This window comes from Streptomyces sp. Y20, from assembly GCF_043195475.1.
GTDB lineage: Bacteria > Actinomycetota > Actinomycetes > Streptomycetales > Streptomycetaceae > Streptomyces.
In genome coordinates, this window is record NZ_JBIDDP010000001.1 from 522,257 (window position 1) to 549,237 (window position 26,981).

The 26,981-nt window shown below is 70.4% G+C and carries 20 protein-coding genes; 10 read left to right on the forward strand and 10 right to left on the reverse strand.

Features of this window, described 5'->3' with window-relative positions; all coding sequences use genetic code 11:
• Positions 1 to 129: 129 nt before the first annotated feature.
• The 7 genes from ACGFT1_RS02170 (at position 130) to ACGFT1_RS02200 (ending at position 6,726) form a co-directional block, all read left to right on the forward strand.
• Positions 130 to 1,494, forward strand: a complete 1,365-nt coding sequence (locus ACGFT1_RS02170; protein WP_373907103.1) for a sugar ABC transporter substrate-binding protein — start codon at positions 130 to 132, stop codon at positions 1,492 to 1,494.
• 86 nt (positions 1,495 to 1,580) lie between these two features.
• Positions 1,581 to 2,543 (forward strand): carbohydrate ABC transporter permease, encoded by a 963-nt coding sequence (locus tag ACGFT1_RS02175; RefSeq protein ID WP_373907104.1) that lies wholly within the window; start codon positions 1,581 to 1,583, stop codon positions 2,541 to 2,543.
• Entirely contained in the window at positions 2,543 to 3,409 is an 867-nt protein-coding gene (locus tag ACGFT1_RS02180; protein WP_373907105.1) for a carbohydrate ABC transporter permease, read from the forward strand. The genes ACGFT1_RS02175 and ACGFT1_RS02180 overlap by 1 nt, the downstream gene beginning before the upstream one ends.
• Positions 3,406 to 4,395 (forward strand): zinc-dependent alcohol dehydrogenase family protein, encoded by a 990-nt coding sequence (locus ACGFT1_RS02185; RefSeq protein WP_373907106.1) that lies wholly within the window; start codon positions 3,406 to 3,408, stop codon positions 4,393 to 4,395. The genes ACGFT1_RS02180 and ACGFT1_RS02185 overlap by 4 nt, the downstream gene beginning before the upstream one ends.
• A 104-nt stretch (positions 4,396 to 4,499) precedes the next feature.
• On the forward strand, positions 4,500 to 5,441 hold the full coding sequence (locus ACGFT1_RS02190; RefSeq protein WP_373907646.1) for a PfkB family carbohydrate kinase: 942 nt from the start codon (positions 4,500 to 4,502) through the stop codon (positions 5,439 to 5,441).
• A 182-nt stretch (positions 5,442 to 5,623) separates the two neighbouring features.
• Positions 5,624 to 6,250, forward strand: coding sequence for a TetR/AcrR family transcriptional regulator (locus tag ACGFT1_RS02195; protein ID WP_373907107.1), 627 nt, complete (start codon positions 5,624 to 5,626; stop codon positions 6,248 to 6,250).
• On the forward strand, positions 6,247 to 6,726 hold the full coding sequence (locus ACGFT1_RS02200; RefSeq protein ID WP_373907108.1) for a hypothetical protein: 480 nt from the start codon (positions 6,247 to 6,249) through the stop codon (positions 6,724 to 6,726). Before ACGFT1_RS02195 ends, ACGFT1_RS02200 begins: the two co-directional genes overlap by 4 nt.
• Positions 6,727 to 7,000: 274 nt before the next feature.
• Here ACGFT1_RS02200 and ACGFT1_RS02205 read toward each other — a convergent pair whose 3' ends face one another.
• The gene (locus ACGFT1_RS02205) at positions 7,001 to 7,852 is read right to left on the reverse strand and encodes a class I SAM-dependent methyltransferase (RefSeq protein WP_373907109.1); all 852 of its coding nucleotides are present in this window, start codon (positions 7,850 to 7,852) and stop codon (positions 7,001 to 7,003) included.
• A gap of 162 nt (positions 7,853 to 8,014) precedes the next feature.
• On the opposite strand from ACGFT1_RS02205, the gene ACGFT1_RS02210 reads away from it, so the two are divergent.
• A complete protein-coding gene (locus tag ACGFT1_RS02210; RefSeq protein WP_373907110.1) occupies positions 8,015 to 8,683 on the forward strand; it encodes an HAD family hydrolase in 669 nt (222 codons plus the stop codon).
• A 290-nt stretch (positions 8,684 to 8,973) separates the two neighbouring features.
• Here ACGFT1_RS02210 and ACGFT1_RS02215 read toward each other — a convergent pair whose 3' ends face one another.
• From ACGFT1_RS02215 to ACGFT1_RS02225, 3 genes are all read right to left on the reverse strand, one after another.
• The gene (locus ACGFT1_RS02215) at positions 8,974 to 10,473 is read right to left on the reverse strand and encodes a glycoside hydrolase family 43 protein (RefSeq protein WP_373907111.1); all 1,500 of its coding nucleotides are present in this window, start codon (positions 10,471 to 10,473) and stop codon (positions 8,974 to 8,976) included.
• A 95-nt stretch (positions 10,474 to 10,568) separates the two neighbouring features.
• Positions 10,569 to 12,599: a beta-galactosidase gene (locus tag ACGFT1_RS02220; RefSeq protein WP_373907112.1), complete on the reverse strand. Its 2,031-nt coding sequence runs from the start codon at positions 12,597 to 12,599 to the stop codon at positions 10,569 to 10,571.
• Positions 12,600 to 12,614: 15 nt separating this feature from the next.
• Positions 12,615 to 13,037, reverse strand: coding sequence for an acetylxylan esterase (locus ACGFT1_RS02225; RefSeq protein ID WP_373907113.1), 423 nt, complete (start codon positions 13,035 to 13,037; stop codon positions 12,615 to 12,617).
• A gap of 606 nt (positions 13,038 to 13,643) precedes the next feature.
• Here ACGFT1_RS02225 and ACGFT1_RS02230 point away from each other — a divergent pair.
• Both ACGFT1_RS02230 and ACGFT1_RS02235 read left to right on the forward strand, forming a co-directional pair.
• Positions 13,644 to 14,183, forward strand: a complete 540-nt coding sequence (locus ACGFT1_RS02230; RefSeq protein WP_373907114.1) for an ArsR/SmtB family transcription factor — start codon at positions 13,644 to 13,646, stop codon at positions 14,181 to 14,183.
• A 14-nt stretch (positions 14,184 to 14,197) separates the two neighbouring features.
• Positions 14,198 to 15,472, forward strand: coding sequence for an MFS transporter (locus ACGFT1_RS02235; protein WP_373907647.1), 1,275 nt, complete (start codon positions 14,198 to 14,200; stop codon positions 15,470 to 15,472).
• A gap of 150 nt (positions 15,473 to 15,622) precedes the next feature.
• On the opposite strand, the gene ACGFT1_RS02240 is transcribed toward ACGFT1_RS02235, so the two are convergent.
• From ACGFT1_RS02240 to ACGFT1_RS02265, 6 genes are all read right to left on the reverse strand, one after another.
• Positions 15,623 to 16,960: a ricin-type beta-trefoil lectin domain protein gene (locus tag ACGFT1_RS02240; protein WP_373907115.1), complete on the reverse strand. Its 1,338-nt coding sequence runs from the start codon at positions 16,958 to 16,960 to the stop codon at positions 15,623 to 15,625.
• A gap of 110 nt (positions 16,961 to 17,070) precedes the next feature.
• Complete coding sequence (locus tag ACGFT1_RS02245; protein ID WP_373907116.1) at positions 17,071 to 19,053, reverse strand: alpha-L-fucosidase; 1,983 nt, start codon at positions 19,051 to 19,053, stop codon at positions 17,071 to 17,073.
• A 66-nt stretch (positions 19,054 to 19,119) separates the two neighbouring features.
• Positions 19,120 to 21,528 carry a ricin-type beta-trefoil lectin domain protein gene (locus ACGFT1_RS02250; protein ID WP_373907117.1) on the reverse strand — a complete coding sequence of 803 codons (2,409 nt, stop codon included), beginning with the start codon at positions 21,526 to 21,528 and terminating at the stop codon, positions 19,120 to 19,122.
• A 399-nt stretch (positions 21,529 to 21,927) separates the two neighbouring features.
• On the reverse strand, positions 21,928 to 23,457 hold the full coding sequence (locus tag ACGFT1_RS02255; RefSeq protein WP_373907118.1) for an arabinofuranosidase catalytic domain-containing protein: 1,530 nt from the start codon (positions 23,455 to 23,457) through the stop codon (positions 21,928 to 21,930).
• Between the two features lie 127 nt (positions 23,458 to 23,584).
• Complete coding sequence (locus tag ACGFT1_RS02260) at positions 23,585 to 25,162, reverse strand: RICIN domain-containing protein (protein WP_373907648.1); 1,578 nt, start codon at positions 25,160 to 25,162, stop codon at positions 23,585 to 23,587.
• Positions 25,163 to 25,426: 264 nt separating this feature from the next.
• Positions 25,427 to 26,842 carry an arabinofuranosidase catalytic domain-containing protein gene (locus tag ACGFT1_RS02265; protein WP_373907649.1) on the reverse strand — a complete coding sequence of 472 codons (1,416 nt, stop codon included), beginning with the start codon at positions 26,840 to 26,842 and terminating at the stop codon, positions 25,427 to 25,429.
• Positions 26,843 to 26,981 lie beyond the last annotated feature (139 nt).

Sequence of the window (26,981 nt, forward strand, 5' to 3'; positions counted from 1 at the left end):
GGGACGGCTCCGCCGGAGCCGCGCCGACGGCACCTCCCTGGCTACACCCGCCGGACACGACCGTCTGCCCGATCCCACATTCTCCGTGCTCTTCGCCGCCCCACCCGACATTCCATGAAAGGGAAGATCATGGCTTCGAGACCGACTGTTCCGCGGAGTGCCGTGCCCTTGGGCGCGCTGGCCGTGTGCGGCGCACTGCTCACAGCGTGCGCGGGCGCCGGTGGCGCAGGGGGCGGCTCCGGCTCGCACTCCATCAACGTGCTGATGGTGAACAACCCGCAGATGGCTGACCTGCAGAAGCTCACGGCGGCCAACTTCACCAAGAAGACCGGCATCAAGGTCAACTTCACGGTGCTGCCGGAGAACGACGTCCGCGACAAGATCACCCAGGACTTCTCCAGCCAGGCCGGCCAGTACGACGTGGCGACGATCAGCAACTACGAGACGCCGATCTACGCGAGGAACGGCTGGCTCGCGCCGCTGACCTCGTACGCGAAGAAGGACGCCGCCTTCGACCAGAACGACGTCCTGCCCGCCCTGCGGCAGTCCCTGACGGCGTCCGGCCAGATGTACGCCGAGCCGTTCTACGGCGAGTCGTCCTTCCTGATGTACCGCAAGGACGTCTTCAAGGAGAAGGGGTTGACCATGCCGGCCCGCCCCACCTGGCGGCAGGTGGCCGCCCTGGCCGCCAAGGCCGACGGCGCCAGGCCCGAGATGAAGGGCATCTGCCTGCGCGGCCTCCCGGGATGGGGCGAGGTCATGGCTCCCCTGACCACGGTGGTCAACACCATGGGCGGCACCTGGTTCGACAAGGACTGGAAGGCCAGGGTCGACAGCCCCGCCTTCGCCAGGGCGACCAAGTTCTACGTCGACCTCGTACGAGCCCACGGCGAGACGGGCGCGCCGCAGTCCGGGTTCGCCGAGTGCCTCAACAACGTGGAGCAGGGCAAGGCCGCCATGTGGTACGACGCGACCTCCGCGGCCGGGTCGCTCGAAGCCGGCGGGTCGCCGGTGGCCGGGAAGATGGGCTACGCGCCCGCGCCGGTCGACCGGACCAGGAGTTCGGGCTGGCTCTACACCTGGGCCTGGGGCCTGCAGAAGGCGAGCAAGCACCATGACGACGCCTGGAAGTTCATCTCCTGGGCGTCCGGCAAGCAGTACGAGGACCTGGTGGGCAGGAAGCTCGGCTGGTCCCGGGTCCCGGCGGGCAAGCGGAACTCCACCTACGCCAACCCGCGGTACGTCGCCGCGGCCTCGGCCTTCGCCGAGGCCACGGCGAACGCACTGAAGTCCGCCGACCCGCACAACCCCGGCGTGCAGCCCCGGCCCGCCCCCGGCATCCAGTTCGTCGGCATCCCCGAGTTCACCGACCTGGGCACGCAGGTCTCCCAGCAGATCAGCTCCGCCATCGCCGGCAGGACCGGTGTCGAGCAGGCGCTGAAGTCCGGTCAGACGCTCGCCGAGAAGGTCGCCGCCAAGTACGCGGACAAGTGATCCCTCCCCGATCCCCCCGACCTTCCCGGTCCCCCGGTCCCGCCCCCGCGGCACCGACGGGACGGAAGCACAGCGGAGACACACCGATGACCCTCACTCATTCGCTCACCGGGCGTACCCGAGCGCCGCGGATCGCGGAACAGGCGGCGCCCCCGCGGCGATCTCGCAGGGCATGGGCCCGGAGGGCCCCGCTGCTCCCGGCCCTGATCTTCATGATCGTGGTCACCCAGCTGCCGTTCGTCGGCACCGTGGCGATCTCGTTCATGCGCTGGAACGCACTCGACCCGGACAACCGCGCCTTCGCGGGCCTGCACAACTACAAGGACGCGGTCACCGACCCGCAGCTGCGTTCCTCCCTGCTGACGACCGTCATGCTGACGGCCACCGTGGTGCTGGTCAGCCTGGTACTCGGCCTGGGGCTGGCCCTGCTCCTCGACCGTCGGTTCCGCGGCCGCGGCATCGTCCGCACCATGCTGATCACGCCGTTCCTCGTCGTGCCCGTGGCCTCCGCCCTGCTGTGGAAGCACGCGCTGTACAACGCCACCTACGGGCTGTTCAACGGATCGCTGACCTGGCTGTGGGGCCTGTTCGGCAGCGACAGCGCGCCGCAGCCCGACTGGCTGTCCTCGCTGCCGCTGATGTCCGTGGAGGCGTCGCTGATCTGGCAGTGGACGCCGTTCATGATGCTGATCCTGCTGGCCGGGCTGCAGAGCCGCCCCATGGACGCCGTCGAGGCGGCCCGGGTGGACGGTGCGACGACCTGGCAAATCTTCCGCCACCTCACTTTCCCGCACCTGCGCCGCTATCTCGAGCTGGCCTCCCTGCTCGGCAGCATCTACGTGGTGCAGAACTTCGACGCCGTCTTCACGCTCACCGGCGGCGGCCTGGGCACCGCCAACCTGCCCTACACCGTCTACGAGACCTTCTACCAGGCGCATGACTACGGGCAGGCCTCCGCGGAAGGCGTCATCGTCGTCCTCTGCTCCCTCCTCGTGGGCAGCTTCGCGCTCAGGACGGTCTCGTCGCTGCTCCGAGAGGAGACCCGCTGATGGGCGCGGCCCTGACCACCCGCCCCGCGCGCAGCCCCGGCGGGGCCCGGCGCCGGCGCGGCGCGCTGGGCCTGCTGGCGTGGCTCTGCGGAGTCGTGTTCTTCCTTCCGGTCGCCTGGATGTTGCTCACGTCGCTGCACAGCGAGTCCGACGCCGCGACCAACCCACCGAGCCTGGGGGCACCGCTCACCCTGGGGGGCTACCGGGAGTTCTTCGGCGCGAGTACCGGTGTCTCCCCCTGGCCGCCGCTGATCAACTCCTTCTCCGCGAGCGTCCTGTCGACGCTCCTGGTGCTGGTGCTGTCCATCCCGGCCGCCTACGCGCTGTCCATCAAGCCGGTGCGCAAGTGGACGGACGCGATGTTCTTCTTCCTGTCCACCAAGATGCTGCCCGCGGTGGCCGGACTGCTGCCGGTCTATCTGATCGCCAAGAACAGCGGTCTGCTCGACAACGTCGTGCTGCTGGTCGTCCTCTACACCTCGATGAATCTTCCGATCGCGGTGTGGATGATGCGTTCGTTCCTCGCCGAGGTGCCCGTCGAGATCCTGGAGGCGGCCGCCATCGACGGCGCGGGACTGCCCACCGTCCTCGCCCGGATCGTCGCGCCGGTCGTCGCCCCCGGCATCGCCGCCACCTCGCTGATCTGCTTCATCTTCAGCTGGAACGAACTGCTGTTCGCACGTGTGCTCACCGGTGTCGTCGCCGGTACCGCACCCGTGTTCCTCACCGGCTTCGTCACCAGCCAGGGCCTTTTCCTGGCCAAGGTGTGCGCCGCCGCCGTCTGCGTCTCCCTGCCGGTCCTCATCGCCGGATTCGCCGCCCAGGACAAGCTTGTCCAGGGCCTGTCCCTCGGAGCAGTCAAGTGAAAGCCGCCGTCATCAGCTCGCCCGGCCAGGTCGGCGTCGAGACCGTCGACGACCCGACCCCCGGCCCCGGGCAGGTAGTGATCGAGGTGTCGGCCTGCGGCCTGTGCGGCACCGATCTCCACATCCTGCGAGGCGAGTTCGCACCCGCCCTGCCCATTGTTCCCGGGCACGAGTTCGCCGGCGAGGTCGTCGCCCTGGGCTCGGAAGTACGCGGCCTGGCCGTCGGCGACCGGGTCGCCGTCGATCCCTCTCTGTACTGCCACGAGTGCCACTACTGCCGTATAGGGCGCGGCAACATGTGCGAGCGCTGGAACGCCATCGGTGTCACCGTCCCCGGCGGCGCGGCACAGTACACGGCCGCCCCCGCCGCCAACTGCGTGAGGCTTCCCGAGCACGTCCGCACCGAGGACGCCGCCCTCATCGAACCGCTGTCGTGCGCGGTACGCGGCTACGACATCCTGCGCAGCACGCTCGCCAGCAATGTGCTGATCTACGGCTCGGGCACCATGGGCCTGATGATGCTGGAACTCGCCAAGCGCACCGGGGCGGCCACCGTCGACATGGTCGACCTCAACGACGACCGGCTCGCCACCGCCCGCACGCTCGGCTGCAGCAACGCGGTGACCACCGCCGAAGCGCTCGAGCGCCCGCGCGGCTGGGACGTGGTCATCGACGCCACGGGCAATGCCCACGCCATCCAGGACGCCCTCGGCCGCGTCGGCAAGGGGGGCACGTACCTCCAGTTCGGTGTCGCCGACTACGCGACCCGGGCCACCATCGACCCGTACCGGATCTACAACGAGGAGATCACCATCACCGGCTCGATGGCGGTCCTGCACAGCTACGAGCGCGCCGCCGAACTGTTCGCCGCAGGAGTGCTCGACCCGGAGATCTTCATCAGCGACCGGCTGCCGCTGGCGGACTACGCCGAAGCCCTGCGGCGGTTCCAGGCGGGAAAGGGCCGGAAGATCCAGGTACTGCCGTGACCGGGAGTACCGGACGCGGGCACGGCCGGACCCGCACAGACCCTGCGCCCGAAGTCCTGACCGGCGCACGGGACCCAGCGGCCCCCGGGCTCCCCGCGATCGTCATCGGCGAAGCACTGATGGACGTCATCGCGGGCCCCGACGGCTCGCGCCGGAGCCGTCCCGGTGGCAGCCCCGCCAACGTGGCGGTGGGCCTGGGCAGGCTCGGCCACCCGGTCCGGCTCGCCACCCGCCTGGGACACGACCACTTCGGCGGCCTGCTCCGAAAGCATCTGGAGGGCAGCGGGGTCGAGTTGTCACCGGGATCCGTGGTCGACGCCGCCACCTCCACGGCGACCGCCGTACTCGATGCCGCGGGCGCCGCGAGCTACACCTTCGACATCACCTGGGCACTGCCGGCGGCCGTCGAGGAAGCAGTGCGCGACGGCCCGCCGGCGCACGTCCACACCGGATCCGTCGCTACCGCCCTCGATCCGGGAGCCGACCAGGTCTTCAGCACGCTGGGCGCCCTGCGGGCCTGCGCCACCCTCTCCTACGACCCCAATCCGAGGCCCGCGCTGCTCCGCTCCGCGGAGCGGGAGCGTGAACGGGTGGAACAGCTCGTCGCCATCAGCGACGTGGTGAAGGCGAGCGAAGAAGACCTGGCCTGGCTCCATCCGGGCGAGAGTCCGGACGAGACGGCGGCCCGCTGGGCACGAAGCGGCCCGGCGCTCGTCGTCCTCACCTTGGGAGCGAACGGCGCCCGGGCCTGGTGGCGACACGGCTGCCAGGACGTCGTGCCGGTGCCGGTCCGGGTGAGGGACACCGTGGGGGCGGGCGACGCGTTCATGGCCGGACTGGTCGGCCGGCTGCTGCACGCCGGGTTGCTGGGGGGCGGCCCGGGAGCCGAGGCAGCGGCAGCCCGCACGGCCCTGCGCGCGGCGACGGACACCGATCGACTGCCCGCGGTCCTCGGCGAGGCGCTGGCGGTGGCCGCCCGGGTAGCCGCGCTCACCTGCGGGCGTGAAGGAGCAGACCCGCCCACAGCGGCAGAACTGCTGGTGTGAGCCGACGGCCGTCCGTCCCGCTCCGGCGCGGCCGGACGGCTCGCCTCTGCCGCAGGAGCCGGCGTGATCCCGACGCCGAGGATCGGCACAGCCCGGCAGCGCAATCGGCTCAGGGGGTCACGGCGCTCTTGTCGGCGCCCTCACCGAGAACTTATTGTCACCCTTGCCAATAAGGAGGCGGTATGACGGGGCGACGGCGAAGGCGCACGCCGGAACAGGCACGCGAGGAGATTCTGGACGCCGCCGCCGAGCTGATCGCCCGGTACGGGCCGGACGGCGTGGGCCTGCGCCGGGTCGCGGAGGCGGTTGGCGTCTCCCACGGCCTGGTGACCCACTATTTCGGCACCTACGGCGCGCTGGTCCGGGCCGTACTGCGGCGCGAGAACGAGCGGCAGCGGGAGCGCGTACGCGAACGGATGCGTGCCGATCGCGGCGTACCGTACGCGGACGACATGACCCAGGTGCTGTTCGAGGCGCTTGCGGACGAGCGCTATGTACGCCTGTTCGCCTGGTCCAGTCTCCACGCCGAGGACGTCGGCACGTCGTCACAGGGGCTGTCCGAGTTGGTCGACGCGATGGAGGCCGGCATCCGGCTCGTCCTGCCGGGCCCGGGCGGGCCGGACCGGGACCGGATCGAGGCCGTCGTCCTGCTGGCACTGTCCGCCGCGTACGGATACGCGCTGGGCAACCGTTCCTGGCTCGCCGGGCTCGGACACGACCCGGACGACCCGGCCCATGCCGCCGCCTTCCGTGCCGCGCTGTCGTCCGCGCTCGCCACGTACTTGACCGGAAGGTCCACAGATCGGTGACGCCCGGTCTGCTGTTCGTCAGCGGCGTCACTGCCGTCATCGTGTGGAGTCAGTTCTCCGCGCGGCCGGTACGGTCACCGACCTACGCATGGGTCGCCCTCCTCGTCATCCGTGGCTGTGTTCCGCCAGGTCCGAGCCGCACGACCTTTGCCGGAATCGCGTTCCTCGTGGCCGGGCTGGTCATTTCGGTCGTAGCCGGCGTCCTACGGGGTCGCACCATGCTGATCTGGCGGGAAGCGGACGGACGGCTGTACCGCAGGGGCGGTCGGGACACGCTGCTGCTGTGGCTCGCCACCGTCGCCCTCAAGCTGGCACTGGGCGCCGTCGCGCAAGCCGCGTTCGGTGAGCCGTTCGACGGCAACGCGCTGTGGCTCGGCCTGGGTGTCACGTTGGGGGTCCAGCATCTGGTGATGACGTACTGCGGCCGCCGTCTGCCGGCACCGGAGCCGACGTCGCCAGAGGGCCTTCAGCGGTGAAGCTCGCCGCGGAGGAACCGGGGAAGGCAGGTCGGCCCCCGCCCGCCGTCAGCCCCGGCCGTCACGCGCCCGGGTACCTGCGCGGCGAAAGTCACGCGCTCGCATGATCCCTCCTCGCGGACGAGGTCTCCGCACCCGCCACGACGCCACGACGCCACGACGCCACGACGAGCGTGCCCGGCAAAGGCAGATCATGAGCAAATCAGGTAGGAGCCGTGTGTTCGCCCAGACCAGCGCCCGCGCCCCGGACAGGCCGCCCGAACGGGGAGACTTTCTACCGGCGGACCGCCGAGATCAGTCCGCCGGGCCGTTCCTCGCGTTGCGGCGGGGTGCTGATCGGGCGTCCGTAGGCGGCGGCGCACTCGCCCAGGGTGTGGCTGTCGGCCTCCCAGCCGTGCCCGGCCAGCCAGCCGACCGGGTCGTCGGGCATCTCCGAGACCCACATGGACGCCGCCGATCCCGGCACGGCGTCCGCGCCGAAGCGCTCGATCACGCCTCGCGAGCCCAACGTCAGCCCCATCCGACTGCCTGCCGCCGACTGCGTGCTGATCCGGGCCAGCAGTAGCTCCACCGCAGCCTCGGGCAGATAGATCAGCAGTCCTTCGGCGATCCACACGGTCGGCACGGCCGGGTCGTGCCCTGCGGCGGCCAGCGCGCCTGGCCAGTCCTCACGCAGATCCACCGCGACGGTGATCCGCTCGCAGCGCGCGACGGCCCGCTCCTGGCGCAGCACCGAAGCCTTGAAATCCAGTGGGGCGGCGGTGTCGACCTCGAACAGCCGGGTGCCCGCGGGCCATTCCATCCGGAAGGCCCGGCTGTCCATGCCGGCGCCGAGCAGCACGACCTGCCGGATCCCGGACGCGCAGGCCTGCTGCAACAGGTCGTCGAGGAACTTCGTCCTGATGACGATGGAGAACGACACGGCCAGCCGGCGGCGTCGCGCGGCCTCGTCATCGGGCAGCGGCGGCGAGGAGGGCCACAGGCCGCCGGCGGCGGCGAAGGCCTGTGCCAGTGGGTCGCGGAACAGCGCGTTCTCCCGCTGGGTCTCCAGCGCCCGCACTCTGGCCACCCCCACCGCCGTGGCCCACACTCCCGACGGCTGCACCGGCTCCTGCTCGTCAGTCATCGCGCCAGCCTAGACGATCGCTCCGAGGGGGCCCGATGAGTGGAGCCGCCTCCAGGCGCGGCCGGCCGGGCATGCGCGCACCGACCTCTGACGACCACTGAAACCACCATTGCGGATCGTCCCGCAACGGCCGGCTTGGCGAGCTGATGAGATGATCTCGGCGTGAGCAGCGAACATACCCCGCCGGGTTCCGCGAAGTATGTCCTCTTCGATGTCGACGGGACGTTGATCGACGCGGTGGCCAACCAGCGCCACGTCTGGGAGATCTGGGCGGCACGCTACGGACTCGACCCCGCCGCGGTCTGCCGAGTGGCGCTGCGTACGCGGCCTATGGAGACCTTCGCGGCGGTGGTCCCGGACCAGGACCCGCGGGAGTGCCTGGCCGCGTTGCATGAACTCGAGGACGAGGACGTCCGGTCCGGTGTCTATGCCGCTTTCGACGGTGCATCCGAGCTGCTGACCCGCCTGCCCTCAGGCTGCTGGGCGCTGGTGACTTCGAACTACGAGCATCGGGTGCGCGGGCGGTTCGCCCGGACAGGGCTACCGGTTCCGGGCGTGCTCGTGGATGCCGCCGCAGTAGTGGAAGGAAAGCCGTCACCAGTTCCCTACCTGCTGGCCGCCGAACGACTGGGCGCCAAGCCGGAGGACTGCCTGGTCATCGAGGACGCGCCATCCGGAGTCGAGTCCGGGCTGCGGGCCGGTATGACGGTGTGGGGAGTCAACGCCCCGGTCCAGGTGGACGGCGTGCACCGCCACTTCGCGAGCCTGCACGAGGCGGTGCCCGACATCCTCGCCTTCACGACGGGCTCGCACCGGGACTCCACGCTCTGAGCGCGCCGTTGGGGGCGGCCCGGCGGTAGTACAGCGGGGACGCCCGTGGAGCCTTTTGCCGGAGAACCCCGTCTGCGCGGTCGACCCAAGCCGTCATCGGACGGAGCCGATCGCGGCTGCGACCGTCTTCAGGCTCCACGCTTTCGTACCTTTCGACCGGTTCGTGCGGATAGTGGTCGGATCGATGCTCATGGCGCGACGGGCTGCCGGAGCGTGACGCGCGGCCTTGAACGATCCCGCCGAAGGAGGAGCCGCCTCGCCCTCGGCGGGATCCCACTCGAGCGACTGGTTCAGCGGCCGTTGGGCTCGTAGTCGAACCAGTCGAAGTGGGCGGTCCCGGTCGCCGCGTACATGCCGATGACGCGACCGGTGAAGCCGCCCGCGACCTCGGTCGACAGGTAGCGTCCGTCGAGGGTGGCGAGCGTGGTGAACGTGCCGTCGGGCCGTTCGAAGCCGAGGGAGACGGCGTCGGGTCCGGTGCGGGCGTCGTGCGGAGGCGGCGGGTCGGCGATCGTGACGCCCAGGACGACCGGCCCCTCGGGCAGGGGCTCCGCGGCGACGACCGTGCGCAAGGTGCCGATGCGGGCGATGACCCGTACCTCGGTGCCGTCCGCCTCGACCGCGTAGTGATGCCGTTCGTCCAGCCGTACGGCCAGACCCCCGCATCCCTGCGAGGGGTCGATGAGGGTGCGCGCGCGGCACGCCAGGTGCTGCTGGCGCCGGCCGGTGAAGATGACGTCGGCCTCGTCCAGGGAGCCGCCCCGGGCGCGGAGCGTCAGCCAGCCCGGGCGTTCCCTGGTGGTGACGTGCTCGGCCGGGCGGTCGCGCAGCGAGATCCACGACGGGCGCAGTTCGCTCAGCTCGAAGTCGTCGCGCTGTTCCTCGACGGGGCCGGGGGCCAGCGGCCACGGGAACTTCGGCAGTTCCAGCGTGACCTCGCCGACGACCGGCCAATCGTCCACCCAGGTGACGGGCGCCAGGAAGGTCTCCCGGCCGAGCACGTGCCAGCCGGGGGTGCCGCCGCCCGGACGTACCCCGAGCATGACCATCCACCAGGAGCCGTCCGGGGCCTGGACCAGGTCCGCGTGCCCGGTGTTCTGCACGGGATGGTCGGTGCCGCGATGGGTGAGGATCGGGTTGGCCGGGCACGGCTCGAACGGGCCGCTGGGCGCGTTGCTGCGGGCGATCGCCACACCGTGGCCGCGCTCGGTGCCTCCCACGGCGATGAGCAGATACCAGTACTCCCCGATCCGGTACAGGTGCGGCGCCTCCGGGGCCTTGGCGCCCGGCGCGCCCGACCACAACTTCTCCGGCGGCCCGAGCGTCTCCCCCGTCTCCAGATCGATCCTGACCTGCGCGACCCCGGCGACGGTGCACCAGCACGTGCCGTCCTCGTCCCAGGCCAGATCGGGGTCGATACCGGGCACGCCGGGCAGCCGGACCGGATCCGACCAGGGACCGGCGGGGTCGGTGGCGGAGACGACGATATTGCCGGCGCCCTCGCGCACATTGGTGACGATCAGCCAGAAGCGGCCGTCGTGGTGACGCAGGGTGGGGGCGTAGATCCCGGCGGAGGACGGCGTGTCGGCCGGCAGCTCCAACTGGCTCGCCCGGTCGAGGGCGTTGCCGATCTGCGTCCAGTGCGCCAGGTCGCGGCTGTGGAAGACGGGGATGCCGGGGAAGTACTCGAAGCTGGAGCAGACCAGGTAGTAGTCGTCGCCGACGCGGCAGATGCTCGGATCGGGGTGGAATCCGGGGATCACGGGGTTGGTGGGGCGGGTGTCTGACACGCCAGGAGGTCCTTTCGGTACGGGGGAGATGCACAGCGGCAGGGCGCGCGGTCGGGCCTGGCGGCACGGTCCAGCTGGTCGGGCAGGATGCGTGGTCACGAGTTGCGCAGCACCGCGCAGCCACCCGGAGTCAGTTCGTGGGCGATGGTGCCGGTGAGCAGATCGTGGGCCGGGTTCGGCAGTCGTACGGCTGCCGTGGCGTGGTTGATCAGGAACTGCCAGCTGCGGCCGTCGGGCGCGTGCCGGGTCACGGCCTCCACGCCGGCCGGCAGGCCCGGAACGTCGGGCGTGACTCCCGCCTCGTCGAGCAACCGGCGTATCAGAGCGCCGTAGCCGGCGTCCTCCAGGCGTGTGGAGAGATACCAGCCCTGCCCGGCGCCGAAGCGGTGGCGGGTCAGCGCCGGGCGGGCCTCGAGCATGCCGTCGGTGTACGCGGCGATCGTCTCGGCGCCCTCGGTGTGCAGCAGTTCGCTCCAGGCGGTGGCCTGCGAGCCCTCGGAAAGCCGGATCAGCTCGCCGCGTCCCAGTGGGCGGTACTCCTCGACCCGGATGCCCAGCGCCTCGCGCAGCGGCTGTGCGGGGTAGCCGCCGAGGCGTGCCTGCATCCGGTCGTCCACGTAGGCGCAGGCGTACTGGACCAGCAGGGTGCCGCCGCCCTCGACGTAGCGGCGCAGGTCGGCGGCTGCGGCGTCGGAGAGCAGGAACAGCGCCGGGACCACGACCAGCCGGTAGCGGTCCAGCTCGTGCAGGGGATGCGCGAAGTCGACGGTGACACCGGCGTCCCACAGCGCCCGGTGGGCCCGGCGCAGTGTGCCGTGGTAGTCGAGTTCGGCGGAAGGCAGCCCGTCGGCGTCCATGGCCCACCAGGCGTCGGAGTCGTGCAGCACGGCGACATCGGCGTGGACGGTGGAGCCGGCGACCTCACCGAGCCGGGCGACGGCCTCGCCGGTCCCGGTGACCTCGCGGAAGATCCGGCTGCCGGGGCCGGCGTGCGGCACCATCGCCGAATGCCACTGCTCGGCGCCCGCACAGGACTGGCGCCACTGGAAGAACAGCGCGCCCTCGGAGCCCCTGGCAACATGGCCGAGACTGTGGCGCAGGATCTCACCGGGCTCCTTGCCCAGGACCCGGTCACCGGCATAGACGGTGTTGGTGCCCTGCTCCATCAGCAGCCAGGGGGCGCCCCCGGCGAAGGAGCGGGCCCTGTCGGCGCCGAAGGCGGTGTCGGCGGCGGCGTCCAGGCCCGGCGCGACGGGGTAGTGGTCGATGCTGACGACGTCGACCTCGCGGCCGAAGGCCCACAGGTCGATGGTCTGGTAGCCGGGCAGCATCAGGTTGGTGGTCACCGGACGGTCGCTGGCGGCGCGGATCGCGTCGCGCTGCTCACGGAAGGCCGCCAGGGACTCGTCGGACCAGAAGCGGCGGAAGTCCAGCGCCTGCCCGGGGTTCTTGTGCCACTGGGTGGCGCGGGGCGGCAGGATCTCCTCCCAAGTGCCGTAGCGCTGGCCCCAGAACGCCGTCCCCCAGGACTCGTTGAGGGCGTCCAGGGACCCGTGCCGGGCCCGGAGCCAGAGCCGGAACGCCTCGGCGGTGTGGTCGCACCAGCACAGTGACGCGTATTCATTGTGGACGTGCCACAGCGCCAGCGCGGGGTGGTCGCCATAGCGCTCGGCCAGTGCCCCGGCCATGCGGCGGGCAGCGGCGCGGTAGGCGGGCGCGGCCAGGCAGTAGGTGTCGCGGCTGCCGTGGGTGAACCGGGTTCCGTCCATCTGGACCGGCAGGGCGTCCGGGTGCGCGAGCGAGAACCACGGCGGCGGGGAGGCGGTCGGGGTGGCCAGGTCCACGGCGACGCCGTTGGCGTGCAGCCTGTCCAGGTGGGCGTCCAGCCAGGTGAAGTCGTAGCGGCCCTCCTCCGGTTCCAGCAGGGCCCAGGAGAAGACCCCCACCGTGGCCAGGTTGACCCTGGCCGTGCGCATCAGCTCGTCGTCCTGCCTCCAGACCTCCTCGGTCCACTGCTCGGGGTTGTAGTCGCCGCCGAAGGCCAGACCACCGAGCCGGGCCGTCAGCGCGTCGGTGGCCGACGGGCGGGTGCTTCGTGAGCGGGCATCCTGAGAACGGGTGGTCATGGTCCGGTCCTTCGGTCAGGGCGTCAGTGGTCGGTCGAGGACGGGTTCGGTTCGGGCCGAGACGGAGCGCTGGTCGTCGGCGGCGAAGGGGATCACCGGCAGCGAACTGTTCAGGGGGTCAGCGCGACCGCGGACGTGCTGCACCGGCGCACAAAGCGCCAGTCGGTGCTCCTCGGCGCGACAGTCGGCGACCTCGGCCGCACGGTGCGAGGTGCAGCCGGGGCGCATCAGCCGCGTGGACGGAGGGCAGACCGGGTCCATCAAGCCGACGCTGGACAGGGCCGGTGCGGTGGCCCGCTGGGCGACGTGGACGCCGTCGAAGCAGTCCAGGGTGGCGAGGGTCTGCTCGACCCGGTGCCGGCTGTGCCGGTGCAGGTACTCGGCGAGCTCCACGTAGGGGCCCTCACCGCTGATCTGTGCGCACTGCGCAAGCGGCACAGGAACGGTACAAGGGGATGTCCGGCTGGGCCGCGCTGCCCGCCGCATAGGCCGGCAGAGCGGCCTTCACGCCTTTCCTGCTGCTGGTTCCGCCCTGGCTGCTGGCGCTGCCGCCGCAGGCGGTCGGCAGCGGGGTCAGGGCGGCTGCCCCGGCCACGGTGGCGGAGCCGCTCACGAAAGTCCTGCGGCCTATTCCGGTGCTCATGGTGGGCGGCCCTTCGCCTGTCATGGTGATGTGCGGAGCGGCGGTTCCAGGGGCTGGGAGGCGCACCCTATGGGAAGGATGTGTTGTTCTTACGGAGTCGTCGAAGCGCTTCGATGTTTCCGAGAGGCTAAGGGCGACCTCACCCTTGATGCAAGCGATACTTCAGAAGACATCGCGCCTGTCTTCCAATTCGTTTCTGGGCGCTTTCTCCTGACAGCACCCTGCCCCGATGCCGGCTTCGAAGCGCTTCAACACCATTGGCCGTCTGCCGAGATCTGCAGGGGACCACTTGCTGTGGGCACCACTGCCGACACAGTGCCCTGGCCTTGTTCACGAGAACCGACAGCGGATGTTGCGACATCCCCTTGCTCAATGGTCAAGAATCGTTGACCATTACTCGCATGTCTACTGATGATCTTCCCGAGACGTTTCACGTCACCACGGACGAGCAGCTGCGCGCCGTCTCCAATCTCACGCGCCACCGGATCATGGCCCTGCTCCGCTTCGAGCCGGCGACGATTACGCAGATCGCCGAGCGGGTGGGCCTTGCGAAGGGGAGTTCCAGCTATCACGTGCGGCTGTTGGAACGGGCCGGCTTGGTGAAGGTGGTACGGACGCGGAAGGTGCGGGGTGTCACCGAGCGGTACTACGCGATGGCCGCGCGATCGATCGTGCTGCCGGATCCGGGTGAGGGAGGGCCGGACGTGCTGATGCGGCATGCGGTCGCGGACCTGGAGGCGTCGCCGGTGGATGGCGAGCGGCACGTACGGATGGCGCATCTGCGCTTGACCGGGGAGCAGTTCGCGGAGCTGGGGGCGCGGTTGCAGGCACTGGCTGACGAGTACCGGGAGCTGTCCGATCCCTCGCTGCCGGACGCGTCACTCGTCTTCGCGCTGTTCCACCCGGCACCGCGGGAGCAGGCCGAGGGGAGCGCCGAGTGACCTCGGTCCGGAAGTTGCCGACCGGGTTCGGACGGCTGTGGACCGCGCAGACGGTGTCCTCGCTCGGTGACGGGGTGTCGCATGCCGCGCTGCCGCTGCTCGCCTTGGCATTGACGCGGGATCCGATGGCGCTCGCCGTCGTCACGGCAGCCGGGACGCTGCCGTGGCTGCTGTTCGGGGTGCTCGGCGGTGCGCTGGTGGACCGCTGGGACCGCCGGCGCACCATGTGGGTCATGGACGCGGCGCGTGCGGTGCTGCTCGCGATACCGGCGGCAGCGGCCGCGCTCGACGTGCTGAGCATTGCGCTGCTCGCGGCCGTCGCCTTCCTGCTCGGCCTCGGCGGGCTCTTCTTCGACACGGCCGCCACGGCCTATCTGCCGGATCTACTCGGCCGCGACCCCGCGCTCCTGGAGCGAGCCAACTCTCGCTTGCGCGGGGCCCAGACCGCCATGTCCGGCTTCGCGGGGCCGCCCGCGGGCAGTGCGCTGCTCGCGCTCGGACGGGCGGTTCCCCTGCTCGCCGACGCGGTGTCGTTCATGCTCTCCGCACTGCTCGTACGGTCGCTTCCCGCCACGCCCCGGCCCGTGCCGGAGATCCGCGAGTCGCTGCTTCGGCAGGCGCGGGCCGGGGCCTCGTACGTCTTCCGGGACCGGGTGTTGCTCGGGCTCGCGCTCCGCCCGGCGGTCGGAAACGTCGCCTTCCTCGCTGTGGAGACCGTACTCGCGCTCTTCGCGCACGACCGCCTTGGTACCGACACTTACGGCTTCGGCCTGCTCCTCACGGCGGAGGCCACCGGGGGCCTGCTCGGTGCAGGCATCGCCTCCCACCTTGGCCGACGACTCGGCACCGGCACCGCACTGACCTGCACAGCCGCCGTCGAAGGGCTTGCCATCCTGGGCCTGGCCGCCGCCCCGAACCCGTACGTGGCCGGGCTGGCGCTCGCCGTCTGCGGGGCCGGCATGGGCGCCACGATGGTGCTCGGGCCCTCCCTCCGGCAGGCGATCGTCCCGGCCCACCTGATGGGCCGGGTCGCATCCACCTCCCGCATGCTGGCCATGTGCGCAGCCCCCATCGGGGCCTTCCTCGGCGGCTGGCTGGCCGCCACCTACGACATCCGCACCCCGCTCTACGCCGCCGCCGCCCTCCTCCTGGCGATGACGGCCGTCACGGCATCCATGACCAGCAACCGCCGGGTCGAAGCGGCGCTGCGTGCCGCCGCCCCGGCCGGCGGTCCGGATCACCCGGCATCCAAGGATCCCGCCCCGAAGTGTGCACCCGACGCGTTGTGACGCCCACCGCGATCCGCACCACCAACGACATGCAGGTGAGCCTGATGCGGCTCCCGACGGCTCGCTGCCGTCGGCCTTGACGTCGGTTGGGAACTACTGGTTGACGAAGGTGTCGAACCGGGGGCCAGGGCATGCCTGACCCCCGGTGTGTCAGTTCTGCAGGCGCCAGGTCTGGTTGGCGCCGCCCGTGCAGCTCCACAGCTGGGTTTTCGTCCCGTTCGCGGTTCCCTGGCCGTTGGCGTCCAGGCAGAGCCCCGACTGCGCCGCTGTGATCGTGCCGTCGGGGTTGATGTTCCATTGCTGGTCCGTCTGCCCGGTGCAGTCCCAGATCGTCGCCGGGGTACCGTTGCCCGCTGCCTGGCCGGTGCCCAGGCACTTGTTGCCGTAGACGACCAGTTGCTTTCCGGCCGTGTAGGTCCACCGCTGGTTGGCGCCGCCGTTGCAGTCCCACAGCTGTGCCTGCGTGCCGTTGGCCGTGGTCGAGTTGTTGATGTCGAGGCAGCGCCCCGACTGCCGGCCGACGATCTCCTGGTTTCCGGAGGGCGGTGGCGGCGGATTCGAGCCGAACTGGGTGAAGAACTGCCACACCGCTGACGACGTCCAGGTGCGCCAGCCGTCACCGGTGGAACCGTCCACGGGACCGGGGTCATGGCCCGCCCCGTCGAACGCGGCCCAGACGACGGGGTATCCGGACCTGCATCCGGAGTAGGCGGTGATGATGTGCGTCAGGCTGCCGTAGGCCGGCTCGGGCGGGTTCTGCGGGGTGCAGCCGTTGTTCCGGACGAAGGTGTCGCGCAGTTCCCGTCCGGACGAGATGGGCAGTACGTTGTCGCGGAGGCCGTGCAGACCCATGTAGGCGATCGGCTGGGTGCCGCCGGCGCATCCGCTGAGGTTCGCGCCGGAGTAGACGGCGACCGCGCGGAAGACCGTCGCCCGGGAGCAGGCGAGCGCGTACGACATCGCGCCGCCGTAGCTGAAGCCGGCGGAGAACAACTGGGTGGTGTCGACGCACAGACCTGCTTCGATCTGGTTGATCACGGCGTCGACGAAGGCCACGTCCTGGCCGCCGGAGTTGGCCCAGCCGTTGCCGATGCCCTGGGGGGCGACGAAGATCGTACCGTTGCCCGCGTTGTCCGCCAGGCGCCGGAGGCCGTAGTAGGACCAGTTGTACCCGTCCGTCCCGCCCGAGTCGACGTCGTTGGCGGTGCCGCCCCGCCAGTGGAAGCCGAAGATCAGCCGGTAGGGATGGTTGCTGTCGTAGCCGGCAGGGACCCGCAGGATGTAATCGCGCGTCTGGCCGCCGCTCTGGATCGTGTGCGCCCCGCTCGTCAGCGTCGGGGCCTTACCGCAGCCGGCGGTCGCCCGGACGGCGCCGGTGTTCCTGGCCGGCGCGGGCGCACCGTGACCGCTGCTGAACGAGGGGCCCGCGGCTGCCAGTACCAGAAGTAACGCAGCCACGAGGGACGTCAAGAGGGATTTGCGTTTCATGCACTCCTTCTTCCGAAGTCGGGGGACGGGCAGGGAGCACCGGTCGGCCGGGTACGGGCGCTGCGTGCGGCGGTGGCGCGACGACGGAGACGCAAGCCCCGGGCTGCGCTTCAGACCCCGGTGATGGTCCACTCGTTGTTGGTGCTGGAGTTCGGCGCCCACATCACCGTCGTGGCGCCGGCGGTGGTGCTGCCGCTGCCGTCGAGGGCGGTGCCGGTACCCCGGTTGACGATCTGGTAGCGGTTGCCACCGAGGCCCTTGAGCGACCACTGCTGGTTGTTGCCGCCGTTCCACGCCTCCTGGCGGGCGGGAGCGCCGTTGGCGGAGTCGCCCCAGCTGTCGGCGGCCATGCCGTTGGTGCGGTTCATGATGCGGTGGTAGCCGTTGCCGAGGTCGATCAGCTGCCACTGCAGGTTGGTGCTCCCGTCGTAGTTCCACTGCTTGAGGCTGGATCCGGAGGCCACGTTCCCTCCGCTGTCCAGCACCAGGCCGCTGGTCGCGTTGGCGATCTTCACCCAGGTCGTGGAGCCGCCCGGCGCGCCGAGGACGGGGATCTCACCGGAGAAGGTGAGCTTGACCGTGTACGCCACGGCGCTGAACGGCGGGGTGGACGAGGGCATGGTCAGGTGCAGGCCGGAGGCGTCCTGGGCCGGTGCGGGCAGGTTGACGTAGGTGCCGGCCGTGTTGTTCAGCAGCTGCGCGCCCGTCAGACCGCTGAGGTTGATCTGGTTCGAGTTGAGCGTCGTGATGGTCATGGTTCCGCCCTGCCAGCCCAGGGCGGTGGCGTAGAGGACCTTGTTGTCCTGGCTGCGGGTGAACCGGATGTCCTTCGGCGTGCCGGCCACCGGCCCGCTGAACGCGCCTCCGCCCATCTTGGTGGGGCCCTCGCCGTAGGCGGCCCAGGAGCGGGTGCCGTAGACCGCCTCTCCGAAGCGGCCGAGCCAGTCACCCATGCCGAGCAGGATGGACTGCTGCCCGGAGGGGATGGTGCCGTCGGCCATCGGAGCGATGTTCAGCAGCATGCTGCCGCCCTTGCCGACCCGGTCGATCAGCGAGTGGAGCAGAGCCTGCGTGGAGTAGTAGCCGATGCCCACCGTGTAGCACCAGCTGGAGGAGGAGATGCTGTCGTCGGTCAGCCAGTAGGGGCTGAGCAGCCCTGCCGGGCCGCCGCGCTCGAAGTCGTACACCTCGCCCTTGTTGTCGAGGCCGTCCTTGTAGGTCGCGACCACGTCCTTGTTCCACGCGACCGCCTGGTTGTAGTAGTGCGCGAGGAACTGGAGCCGGTACGACTCCTGCACCAGGCCCAGGTCGAAGTCCTGCCAGACCAGGTCGGGTTGGTAACCGTCGATGATCTCGATCAGCTTGTCGTACCAGAGCTTGTTCTCCGCCGCCGTGCCCTGCTGGCCGTAGAGGATGCGCAGCGTCGGGTCCGACTGGTTCGGTACGTGGTCGTAGTAGCCGTTGAAGTGGTAGGCGTGGTGCAGCGAGGCCATGAATTTCAGCCCCTGCCCGCGGATGGCCTGCGCGTGCAGTCCCACGAGGTCGAGTCCGGGTCCGTGCCGGACCGAGTTCCACGGGTTGGAGCGGCTGTTCCACATGGAGAAGCCGTCGTGGTGCTCGGCGACCGGGCCGGCGAACCTCGCCCCCGCGGACTTGAACAGCCGCGCCCAGGCGTCCGGGTCGAAGTTGCCGCCCTGGGAGGCGAGCTTGGGGGCGAACTGCACGTGGTTGCCGGCCTTGTCGCGGGCACCGTCGATGAAGTTGTCGTACGGCCATGCCGAGGGGTCGCCGTAGGTGTCGATGTGGTGGCGGTTCTCGGCCGATCCGCCGATGTACATGTTGCGCGGATACCACTCGTTGCCGAAAGCGGGAACGCTGAAGGCGCCCCAGTGGTAGTAGATGCCGAACTTGGCGTCCTGGAACCAGGCCGGGGCCGGGGGGTGCTGGTCCACGGAGGACCAGCTCGCGCTGTAGCTCCCGGGGCCGTCGGTCGCGGCGGCCTCGGGGGCGAACCGCAGCAGGCCGAAGGCCGTGGCCGCGCCGGCCGCCGCCAGCAGCCGGCGCCGGCTGACCGGCAGGGAAGAGGAAGACATGTGGGGGGCCTCTCGGGGGAGTTGCGGACGTGGTGCGGGAGTCGGTGCCGTCAGCCGGCGACCGGATCAGTCGCGCGTCCACTTCTGGTTGTCGCTGCCGCTGCAGGTCCACAGCTGCAGCAGGGTGCCGTTGGCCGTCCCCGCCCCGGTGGCGTCCAGGCACAGGTCGGACTGGGCCCCGGTGATCGTGCCGTCGGCGTGGATCGTCCATTTCTGGTTGCTTCCGCCGTTGCAGTCCCAGATGTCCACCTTGGTGCCGGGGTTGGTGCCCTGCCCCGAGGCGTCCAGGCAGTCATTGCCGTAGACCCGCAGCTCACCGGCGGAGGTCTGCGTCCACTGCTGGTTGCTGCCACCGTTGCAGTCCCACAGCTCCACCTGGGTGCCGGCCGTCTGCGACTGGTTCGGCACGTCCACGCACCGGCCGGAACCGGCCCCGACGATCGTGCCGGTCGTGCCGCCGTCGTTGCCGCCGCTGCCGGGAGTGATGGACAGGTTGTCGAACTGCGCCGTCTCGCCCTGGCTGGTCGCGTAGCCGATCTGCCCGGCGGCAAAGGTGCGGTCGGTCACGGAACCGACCGTGGCACCGTCGATGACGGCGGTGATGGTGGTGCCGGAGAAGGTGAGGCCCAGGGTGTGCCACCGGTTGGTGCCCAGCGCCGCGGTCGTGCCGTGCGCCAGGGTGGAGACGTTGCCGCCTGTGTTCGAGCTCAGGATCGACCAGGCCCCGGTGTCGCTCACCCGCAGGTGGTAGGCGTTCAGCCCTCCGGTGCGGTCGTAGTCGTGCCCGCCCGCACGGCCGATCAACTCGGCGTATCCGGGCTGTTCGAGCATGACGTCCGAGGAGACGGTGTAGTCGCCCCAGCTCACGTCACCGAGCAAGGTGTGTGGATCGGTCAGCGCGTCCCAGGTGATCGGCTTCTGCGGGCTCATCTGGCGCACGCACTTGCCGCCGCGGCCGCCGCCGCAGCCCACCGCCTCGAAGGCACCCTGCCAGTCCATGAGGTACTTGGCCTCGGTGCCGGTGGCGTAGCTGTCGAAGGAGTCGCTGTACGGCAGCTTCAGCTTGCCCTGGGCAGGGCCGGTGGCGGTGCCCTTGCCCTGACCGGTCGTGGTGGTCAGGGTGTACACGCGGCCGGGCTGGACGGTGAGGCTGAAGCCGCTGCCGGACGGGGTGATGTCCGTGGCGTGGACGAAGTAGTCGGCCGGGTTGCCGGAGGTGACGTCGGTGGACCAGACGTGGACGGTCTTGGTGGACAGTCCCCCGGTGACGTTGAAGTTCAGTGTCTGGGCGCTGCCGGCGTCCATCGTCTCGATGACCGTGGAGTAGTCCGAGTTGTTCGTGGACTTGAGCGAGACGTAGCTGCCGTTGTTACGGTTGCCGCCGATGTAGCCGCTGGAGGCGTCGAGGTAGTGCCAGCCCGGGGCGGTGAACTGGCTGGTCTGTGCCATCACCCAGGCGTTCTTTCCGATCGAGTAGTGGCCGGACCAGGGCTGCGAGGCCAGGGCGAGCCCCATGGTGGGGTAGGGGATGTTGGGCGTGATGGCGGCGACCACCGGCCAGTTGAGGTACGCGGTCATCCGGCCGTCTATGTATCCGCGGTTGATGCCGCGGGCCACGGCCTGCGCTCCCCCGTTGTAGTCGTCCGAGCCGTTCTCGCTCGCCCACAGCGTCTTGCCGGATGATGTGGCGGCCGACGGCACCGAGCAGTTGGACTGGGACGACCGGTAGCCGCAGGGATAGTGCGTGCCGATGACGCTCACCGCGGCGGCGAACGCCGGGTTGGAGTTGACGTCGTTCGCCACGTTCCAGTCCGAGTCAGCCGCGACGATCTTGACGTTGCCGTAGCCGTTGCTGTTGAGCGCGCTGCGCAGCTGCTCGTACCAGGAGACGTTGTAGCCTCGCTCGTTCCACCCGCCGAGGTAGTCGATGCTCAGCCCGTGCTGCTTGGCGCAGCCCAGCCAGGAGAGCAGGTAGTCGGTCATGTCGGTGGACCAGAAGTTCCCGCCGCCGATCCAGCCGGGCGCCCCCCAGGCGAGCCCGTACAGTTTGATGTTCGGGTTGCGCGCTTTGGCCTGTTCCATCAGCCACCACTCGTAGCCCCGGTCGCAGTTCAGATCGGACCGGGTGTGCTGGTGACTCGGCTCGGCCCCCGAGGTGGAGTTGGTGTCACCGCCGATCTCCGCCTTGAGGATCTGCAGGGAGGCGCCGTAACCGGGTCGGAACAGGTAGTCGAGGATCTGGCCGCGCTCGGGCTCGGGATAGTCGATCAGGAGCCTGCTGTTGCCGCCTCCGCCGCTGATCGCGCCGACGCCGTCGAAGGTCCGGCCGCCGGATGCGCCGTCGATCGTGATGGAGGTGGCGGCCTGGGCCGGCGTGGCGGCCGTGGCCACGAGGCCGCCGGCGGTCAGGAGGAGGCCCGCGAGCACGGCCGTCGAGGCGCGCAGGCGCCGCAACAGCCGTCTGAATGCTGACACGGTGTGTTCCTTTCGCAGGTCGGAGGTGTCCCGTGGCCGGTCTGGCGGTTCCGGCGGCAGGACCCGATGGCTGTGCGGTCAGCGGAGGAGGTCCTGGTTCGTGCCGGGCCTGTTCTTGCACGGCCACGGGTCGAGCTGCTGGCTGGATTGCTGCCGGCGCCGTAGACATCCGGGCAGCGGCCGCTGTTCCGGTTCCGGAACGCGTAGGAGCCGTCGGGCTGCCGCGCCGGCAGTAGGAGGCCGCCCGCCGCCGCGCCGGGTGCCTGCTGGACGATGTCCGGGGTGCTGGGGCGCACGTGAGGGACGGGGACCGCTGCCCTGCTCGGGCGGTGCGGCGCGGTCACGAGCCGGGACCGGGGTCCGGTCCGCCCCGGCGTCGGGCGCGGGCCTCCCATGAGGTCAGCCCAGTGACCACTGCTGGTTGGCTCCCCCGTTGCAGGTCCACAGTTCGACGGGGGTGCCGTTGGCGGTGGCGGCCCCGGTCACGTCCAGGCACAGACCGGACCGGGGGTTGGTGAGGGTGCCGTCCGTGTTGGCGTTCCACTGCTGGTTGGCCTGACCGTTGCAGGTCCAGGTGATGACCTTGGTGCCGGGGCCGGTGCCCCGGCCGGAGGCGTCCAGGCACAGCCGGCTGCCGCCGGAGTACACGGTGAGCTCCTGGGAGGCGGTCTTCGACCAGGTCTGGTTCGCCGCGCCCGTGCAGTCCCGGATCTGGGTCTGCGCACCAGGTGTCGTGGACGCGCCCGGCACGTCCAGACACCGGCCCGCACCCACCGCGCGCAGCGCACCCGTGGTGTCACCACTGCCGCTGCCCACCCCGTAGCCGGCTGCGGTGACGGCGGCCTGCACGGCGTTCTCGGTGGCGTCGGACGGATAGCCCGCCGTCATCGCGCCTTCGAAGAACTCGCCGGAACCCGAGACGCTGTTGTCGCCCCCGGTGCCGAGCAGGACCGAATTGTCGAGTTTCATGGGTGAGTAGCCGCTTGGCAAGGGACCGGAGAAGGTCGTGGTCAGGCCGCCGCCGGCGCCGTTGCCGTATTTGAGGGTGAAGTTGCTGGTGCCGTTGTTCTTCAGCCACGCGCTGACGAACGGAAAGTGCACGCCGGTGTTGCCGGGGTCTTTGTTGGAGCCGGTGCTGGTGTGGTACATGCCGTTCTCCAGATCGGCCTCGACCCAGGGGCCGTTGCCGGTGCATCCGTTGAACCAGCAGGCGTTGCCCCAGTAGATGGCGTTCATGGTGGCGTTGCCGGTGTCGGTGTGGGAGTTCTCACCGCTGCCGTAGTCGAAGCAGCACCACTGGTTCGTGTAGTTCGACGACGTGACCATGTAGACGCCTTCGGGCTGGGAACCGGTGGCCACGCCCTTGGCGTGGTCGATCCGGTAGCCGACACCGGGCTCGACCTTGACACCGAAGACCTGGTGGCCGGCCGCGGTCACCGGCAGGGCCATGGCGTCCGCGCCGACGTCGGAGCCGTTGGGGCCGGGTCCCTTCCAGTAGCCGCCCCAGGAGGTCGGCAGGTCGTTGTGCTGGGTGGTCTGGTCGTAGATCTTCGTGATCGTGCACGAGGTGCCCGAGCAGAACGACACCTGGGACGTCGCGTCGGCGTACCCGCCCGCTCCCAGCACTGCGATGTCGCGGTAAGCGTGATCGGAGGACCGCTGGACCTGGTACAGCGGCCCGTCGTACGACGCGAAGAGGGCCCTGGTCGTGGAGTGCGCCGTCACACACGGCGTACCGCCCGCGGCATAGATGTCGCACGGAAGCGACGCGGCCGCCGCGCGCTGGACCGCCGGGTGGACCACGGCGGTCCTACCGGGCCGCGAGGACGTGGCGAACGCCGGGGCGCCGAACACGGCCACGGCCATCGCCAGGGCGACGAGGAGCACGGCTTTCCATCGCCTTCGCCGGCGACGGACGGCTTCGGTCATGAAGGCCTCCTCTGTGGCGGTGCCGCCTCACGACGGCGCCGGAGCTGCGGGTGGTCGATGCGCGGGCGCCCGGCCGCGCGCGGCCGGCAGCCCCGCGGGAGGGCCCGGCCGAGGCGCGGAAGCGGACTCATCCCAGCGTCCACCGCTGGCTGCCGCTGCCGTTGCAGGTCCACAGCTCGGCGAGGGTTCCGTCAGCCGTGGCCCCTCCGGTGACGTCCAGGCACAGGCCGGACTGGACACCGGTGATCGTGCCGTTGGAGTTCAGCGTCCACTGCTGGTTGGTCTGGCCGTTGCACGGCCAGATCTCCACCTTCGTCCCGGGCGTGGTCCGGTTGTCGTAGGCGTCCAGACACATCTGGCCGCTGCCGGAGTAGACGGTGAGCTGGTTGGACGCGGAATGCGTCCAGGTCTGGTTGGCGCCGCCGTTGCAGCCCCAGATCTCCACCTGGGTGCCGGCGGTCGTGGCCGAGTTCGGTACGTCCAGGCACTTGCCGGCGCCCACCGCGTGCAGCTCGCCGGTCACGCTGGTGCCGCCGCCGCTGGTGCCGCCCGCGACCCGGTACATCACCGTGCCGTGTGCCGGTACCGAGGCGCTGATCGTGCCGGAGGTGGTCGCGGACGTCCCCGACCACAGGTCGGTCAGGGTGTATGCGGACGCCCCCGTCTTCCCGATCGCGGCCGCCGTGGTGGTGATGGTCGCCGTCGAGCCCGTCTCGTTGAACAGCGCCACCGACACGTCCCCGTTGGCCAGCGGCTTGGCCAGCACGTCCAGGCCGCCCGAGGAGGACACCATGGTGCCCTGCTTGCCGAGGGGGTCCTGGTCGACGGCGATCACCCGGGAGTTGGTCAGGGTGGACAGGGTGTCCGCACTGGCCGAGGGGATGTCGGTACCCGCGATCAGCGGCGCGGCCATCTCCGCCCACAGACTGAACTCGCTGCGGCTCTCGGTGGCCGACAGTGAGCCGTTGCCGACCTCCAGCATGTCCGGGTCGTTCCAGTGGCCGGGACCGGCGTAGGAGGCCAGCCCCACATTGCTGTGAAAGATCGACAGCATGCTGGAGAAGCTGGGGGTGATGTCCCCGGTGGTGCGCCAGCTGTTGCCCACGCCCGCGCCCCAGGTCCACACGTTGTCCTGGCCCCAGTTGCACAGGCTGAACAGGATCGGCCGGCCGGTGGCCGCCAGGGCGTCACGCATCGCGGTGTACCGGGTGCGCGCGGGCGCCCCCGTGTTGTTGCAGTTGTCGTACTTCAGATAGTCCACGCCCCACGAGGCGAACGACTGCGCGTCCGTGCTCTCGTGGCCCAGGCTGCCCGGATACCCGGCACAGGTCGCGGTGCCGGCGTCCTCGTAGATCCCCAGCTTCAGCCCCAGCGAGTGCACGTAGTCCGCGGTGCCCTTGATGCCGTCGGGGAACTTGGCCGGGTCCGGCACCAGACGGCCACCGGAATCGCGGTTGTGGGTCATCCAGCAGTCGTCGATGTTGACGTACGAGTAGCCCGCCGCCTGCATGCCGTTGGTGTGCATGGCCCGCGCGGTGGACTTGATCAGCGATTCGGAGACATCGCAGCCGTACGCGTTCCAGTCGTTGAAGCCCATCTGCGGTGTCATCGCCAGCCCGTTGCCCAGCGCGGCGGCGGGCTGCGCCGCGCCGGGGGCGAGGAGGGGGGCGGCCGCGGCGAGCAGCACGACCGAGAACGCGAGCATCAACGTCCTGAGCAGGGACCGTTTCGGGGAGGGCGGCAACTGTCGCCTGGCTCTGGCAGTGGTCACGGGCATCATTCATCGACTCCTGGCCGGGTTGGGAGGACGGGCCACGTTCAGCGCGTCCGCCGACGAGCGGGATCGTGCGACGGCCACGGTCTGTGCGGCGCCGCGGAGAAGGAGCGTGCGTGGTGACGGGGCGGGCCCCCGTGGCGGTACCTCGGGCGATCCGGAGGTACCGCCACCTCCCGCACCGGAGAAAGACCCTCAGCGGTAGCCGGCTGCTGTGATGTCGGCCTGCACCGCGTTGTCGGTCGCGTCGGAGGGGTAACCGGCGACGACCGCTCCCTCGTAGAAGGTGCCGGCGCTCAGGTTGGCGCCGCCGCCGGGCTTGCAGCAGTCGCCACCGCTCCCCAGGACGATGGCTCCTTGCTTCTTCATGGGGCTGTATCCGCCGGGAAGCCCGCCGTCCCACAGGGTGGTGAGGCCGCCGGACTGCGCGTTGCCGCCCTTGAGGGCGAACCTCGACGTCCCGTTGTTCTTCAGCATCGCGGTGACGAACCTGCTGGGAAAGGCCCGCTGGCCGGGGTTCCAGGACTGGCTGCCCCCGGAGTACAGGCCCCACTCGAGGTCGGCCTGCACCCAGGGACCGCTTCCCGAACAGCTGCCGAACCAGCACTCCGTACCGAAGTTGATCGCGTCCATCGCCCCGGCGGCGTCGGCCTTCCGGCTCGTCTCGCTGTTGCCGTAGTCGAAGCAGCAACCGCCGTTGACGTGGGTGCCGCTGGTCACCATGTAGGCCCCTTCGGGTGCCGTACCAGTCGGCACGCCCGTCAGGTGACCGTCGCGCCAGTAGCTGTTCCCGGGATCGATGTACAGCGAGTACGCCTTGGTGCCCCCGGCGGTCAGCGACTCGGCAGTCGCGTTCGCGGGACTGCTCCGACTCGATCCCGGCACCTGGGCCGAGCCCTGGTACCACAGGTCGTTGCCGTGTCCGGACTGGTCGCGGACGACCGTGATCACGCATGAGGTGCCGGCACAGAACGAGTCCTGCGCCGCCGCGTCGGCGAAGCCGCCGGGCGCCAGCACGCGGATGTCCTTGGTCGCGTTGTCCGAGGAGCGCCTGACCTGGTACAGGGCGCCGTCGTACGCACCGTAGAGCGCTCGCACCGTGCTGTGCGCGGCCACGCACGGCGTACCACCCGCGGCGTAGATGTCGCACGGGCCCGATCCACCGGACGGGGGCGGAGGTGTCGCCGGGGTGCTCCACCTCTGGTTGCTTCGGCCGTTGCAGGTCCACAGGACGACCGCGGTGCCGTCGGCCGTTCCCGCCCCGTTGACGTCAAGGCAGAATCCGGACGCCACACCGGTGACGGATCGATCGGAGTTCAGTCGCCATACCTGCGTCGGCCGCCCGTCGCACGACCGGATGACCACCGGGGCGCCGGGAGCCGTACGGTTGTCGTAGGCGTCCGCACACCGGGTGCCGTTCATCGTCCTCAGCTCACCCGCCGACGTGAACTCGAACGCCTGGTTGACCTGTTGGTTGCAGTCCCAGATCTCCAGCACCGTTCCCGGCGTGTCGACGTTGCCCCTGACGTCCAGGCAGCGCCCCGACGCCGAGCTCACCAGGGTCGCCGCCGACGCGGGTGCCGGCCATGACGGGGCGGTCGCCAGCAGCATGGCCAGCAGTGCCGTCACACATACGGCGGCAGCCGTCGGTAAGCGTCGTGCAAGGGCCGCGAGGCACCGGGGCGAAACGGATGAAGGCTGCATTCTGTTCCTCGCGTACGGGGAGGGAAGGGGACAGAGAGTGCCGTGC

Coding starts and splice junctions, on each gene's coding strand:
- ACGFT1_RS02170 (WP_373907103.1), top strand. CDS start 130: ATGGCTTCGAGACCGACTGTTCCGCGGAGTGCCGTGCCCTTGGGCGCG.
- ACGFT1_RS02175 (WP_373907104.1), top strand. CDS start 1,581: ATGACCCTCACTCATTCGCTCACCGGGCGTACCCGAGCGCCGCGGATC.
- ACGFT1_RS02180 (WP_373907105.1), top strand. CDS start 2,543: ATGGGCGCGGCCCTGACCACCCGCCCCGCGCGCAGCCCCGGCGGGGCC.
- ACGFT1_RS02195 (WP_373907107.1), top strand. CDS start 5,624: ATGACGGGGCGACGGCGAAGGCGCACGCCGGAACAGGCACGCGAGGAG.
- ACGFT1_RS02205 (WP_373907109.1), bottom strand. CDS start 7,852: ATGACTGACGAGCAGGAGCCGGTGCAGCCGTCGGGAGTGTGGGCCACG.
- ACGFT1_RS02220 (WP_373907112.1), bottom strand. CDS start 12,599: ATGACCACCCGTTCTCAGGATGCCCGCTCACGAAGCACCCGCCCGTCG.
- ACGFT1_RS02230 (WP_373907114.1), top strand. CDS start 13,644: ATGTCTACTGATGATCTTCCCGAGACGTTTCACGTCACCACGGACGAG.
- ACGFT1_RS02240 (WP_373907115.1), bottom strand. CDS start 16,960: ATGAAACGCAAATCCCTCTTGACGTCCCTCGTGGCTGCGTTACTTCTG.
- ACGFT1_RS02245 (WP_373907116.1), bottom strand. CDS start 19,053: ATGTCTTCCTCTTCCCTGCCGGTCAGCCGGCGCCGGCTGCTGGCGGCG.
- ACGFT1_RS02255 (WP_373907118.1), bottom strand. CDS start 23,457: ATGACCGAAGCCGTCCGTCGCCGGCGAAGGCGATGGAAAGCCGTGCTC.
- ACGFT1_RS02260 (WP_373907648.1), bottom strand. CDS start 25,162: ATGCTCGCGTTCTCGGTCGTGCTGCTCGCCGCGGCCGCCCCCCTCCTC.
- ACGFT1_RS02265 (WP_373907649.1), bottom strand. CDS start 26,842: ATGCTGCTGGCGACCGCCCCGTCATGGCCGGCACCCGCGTCGGCGGCG.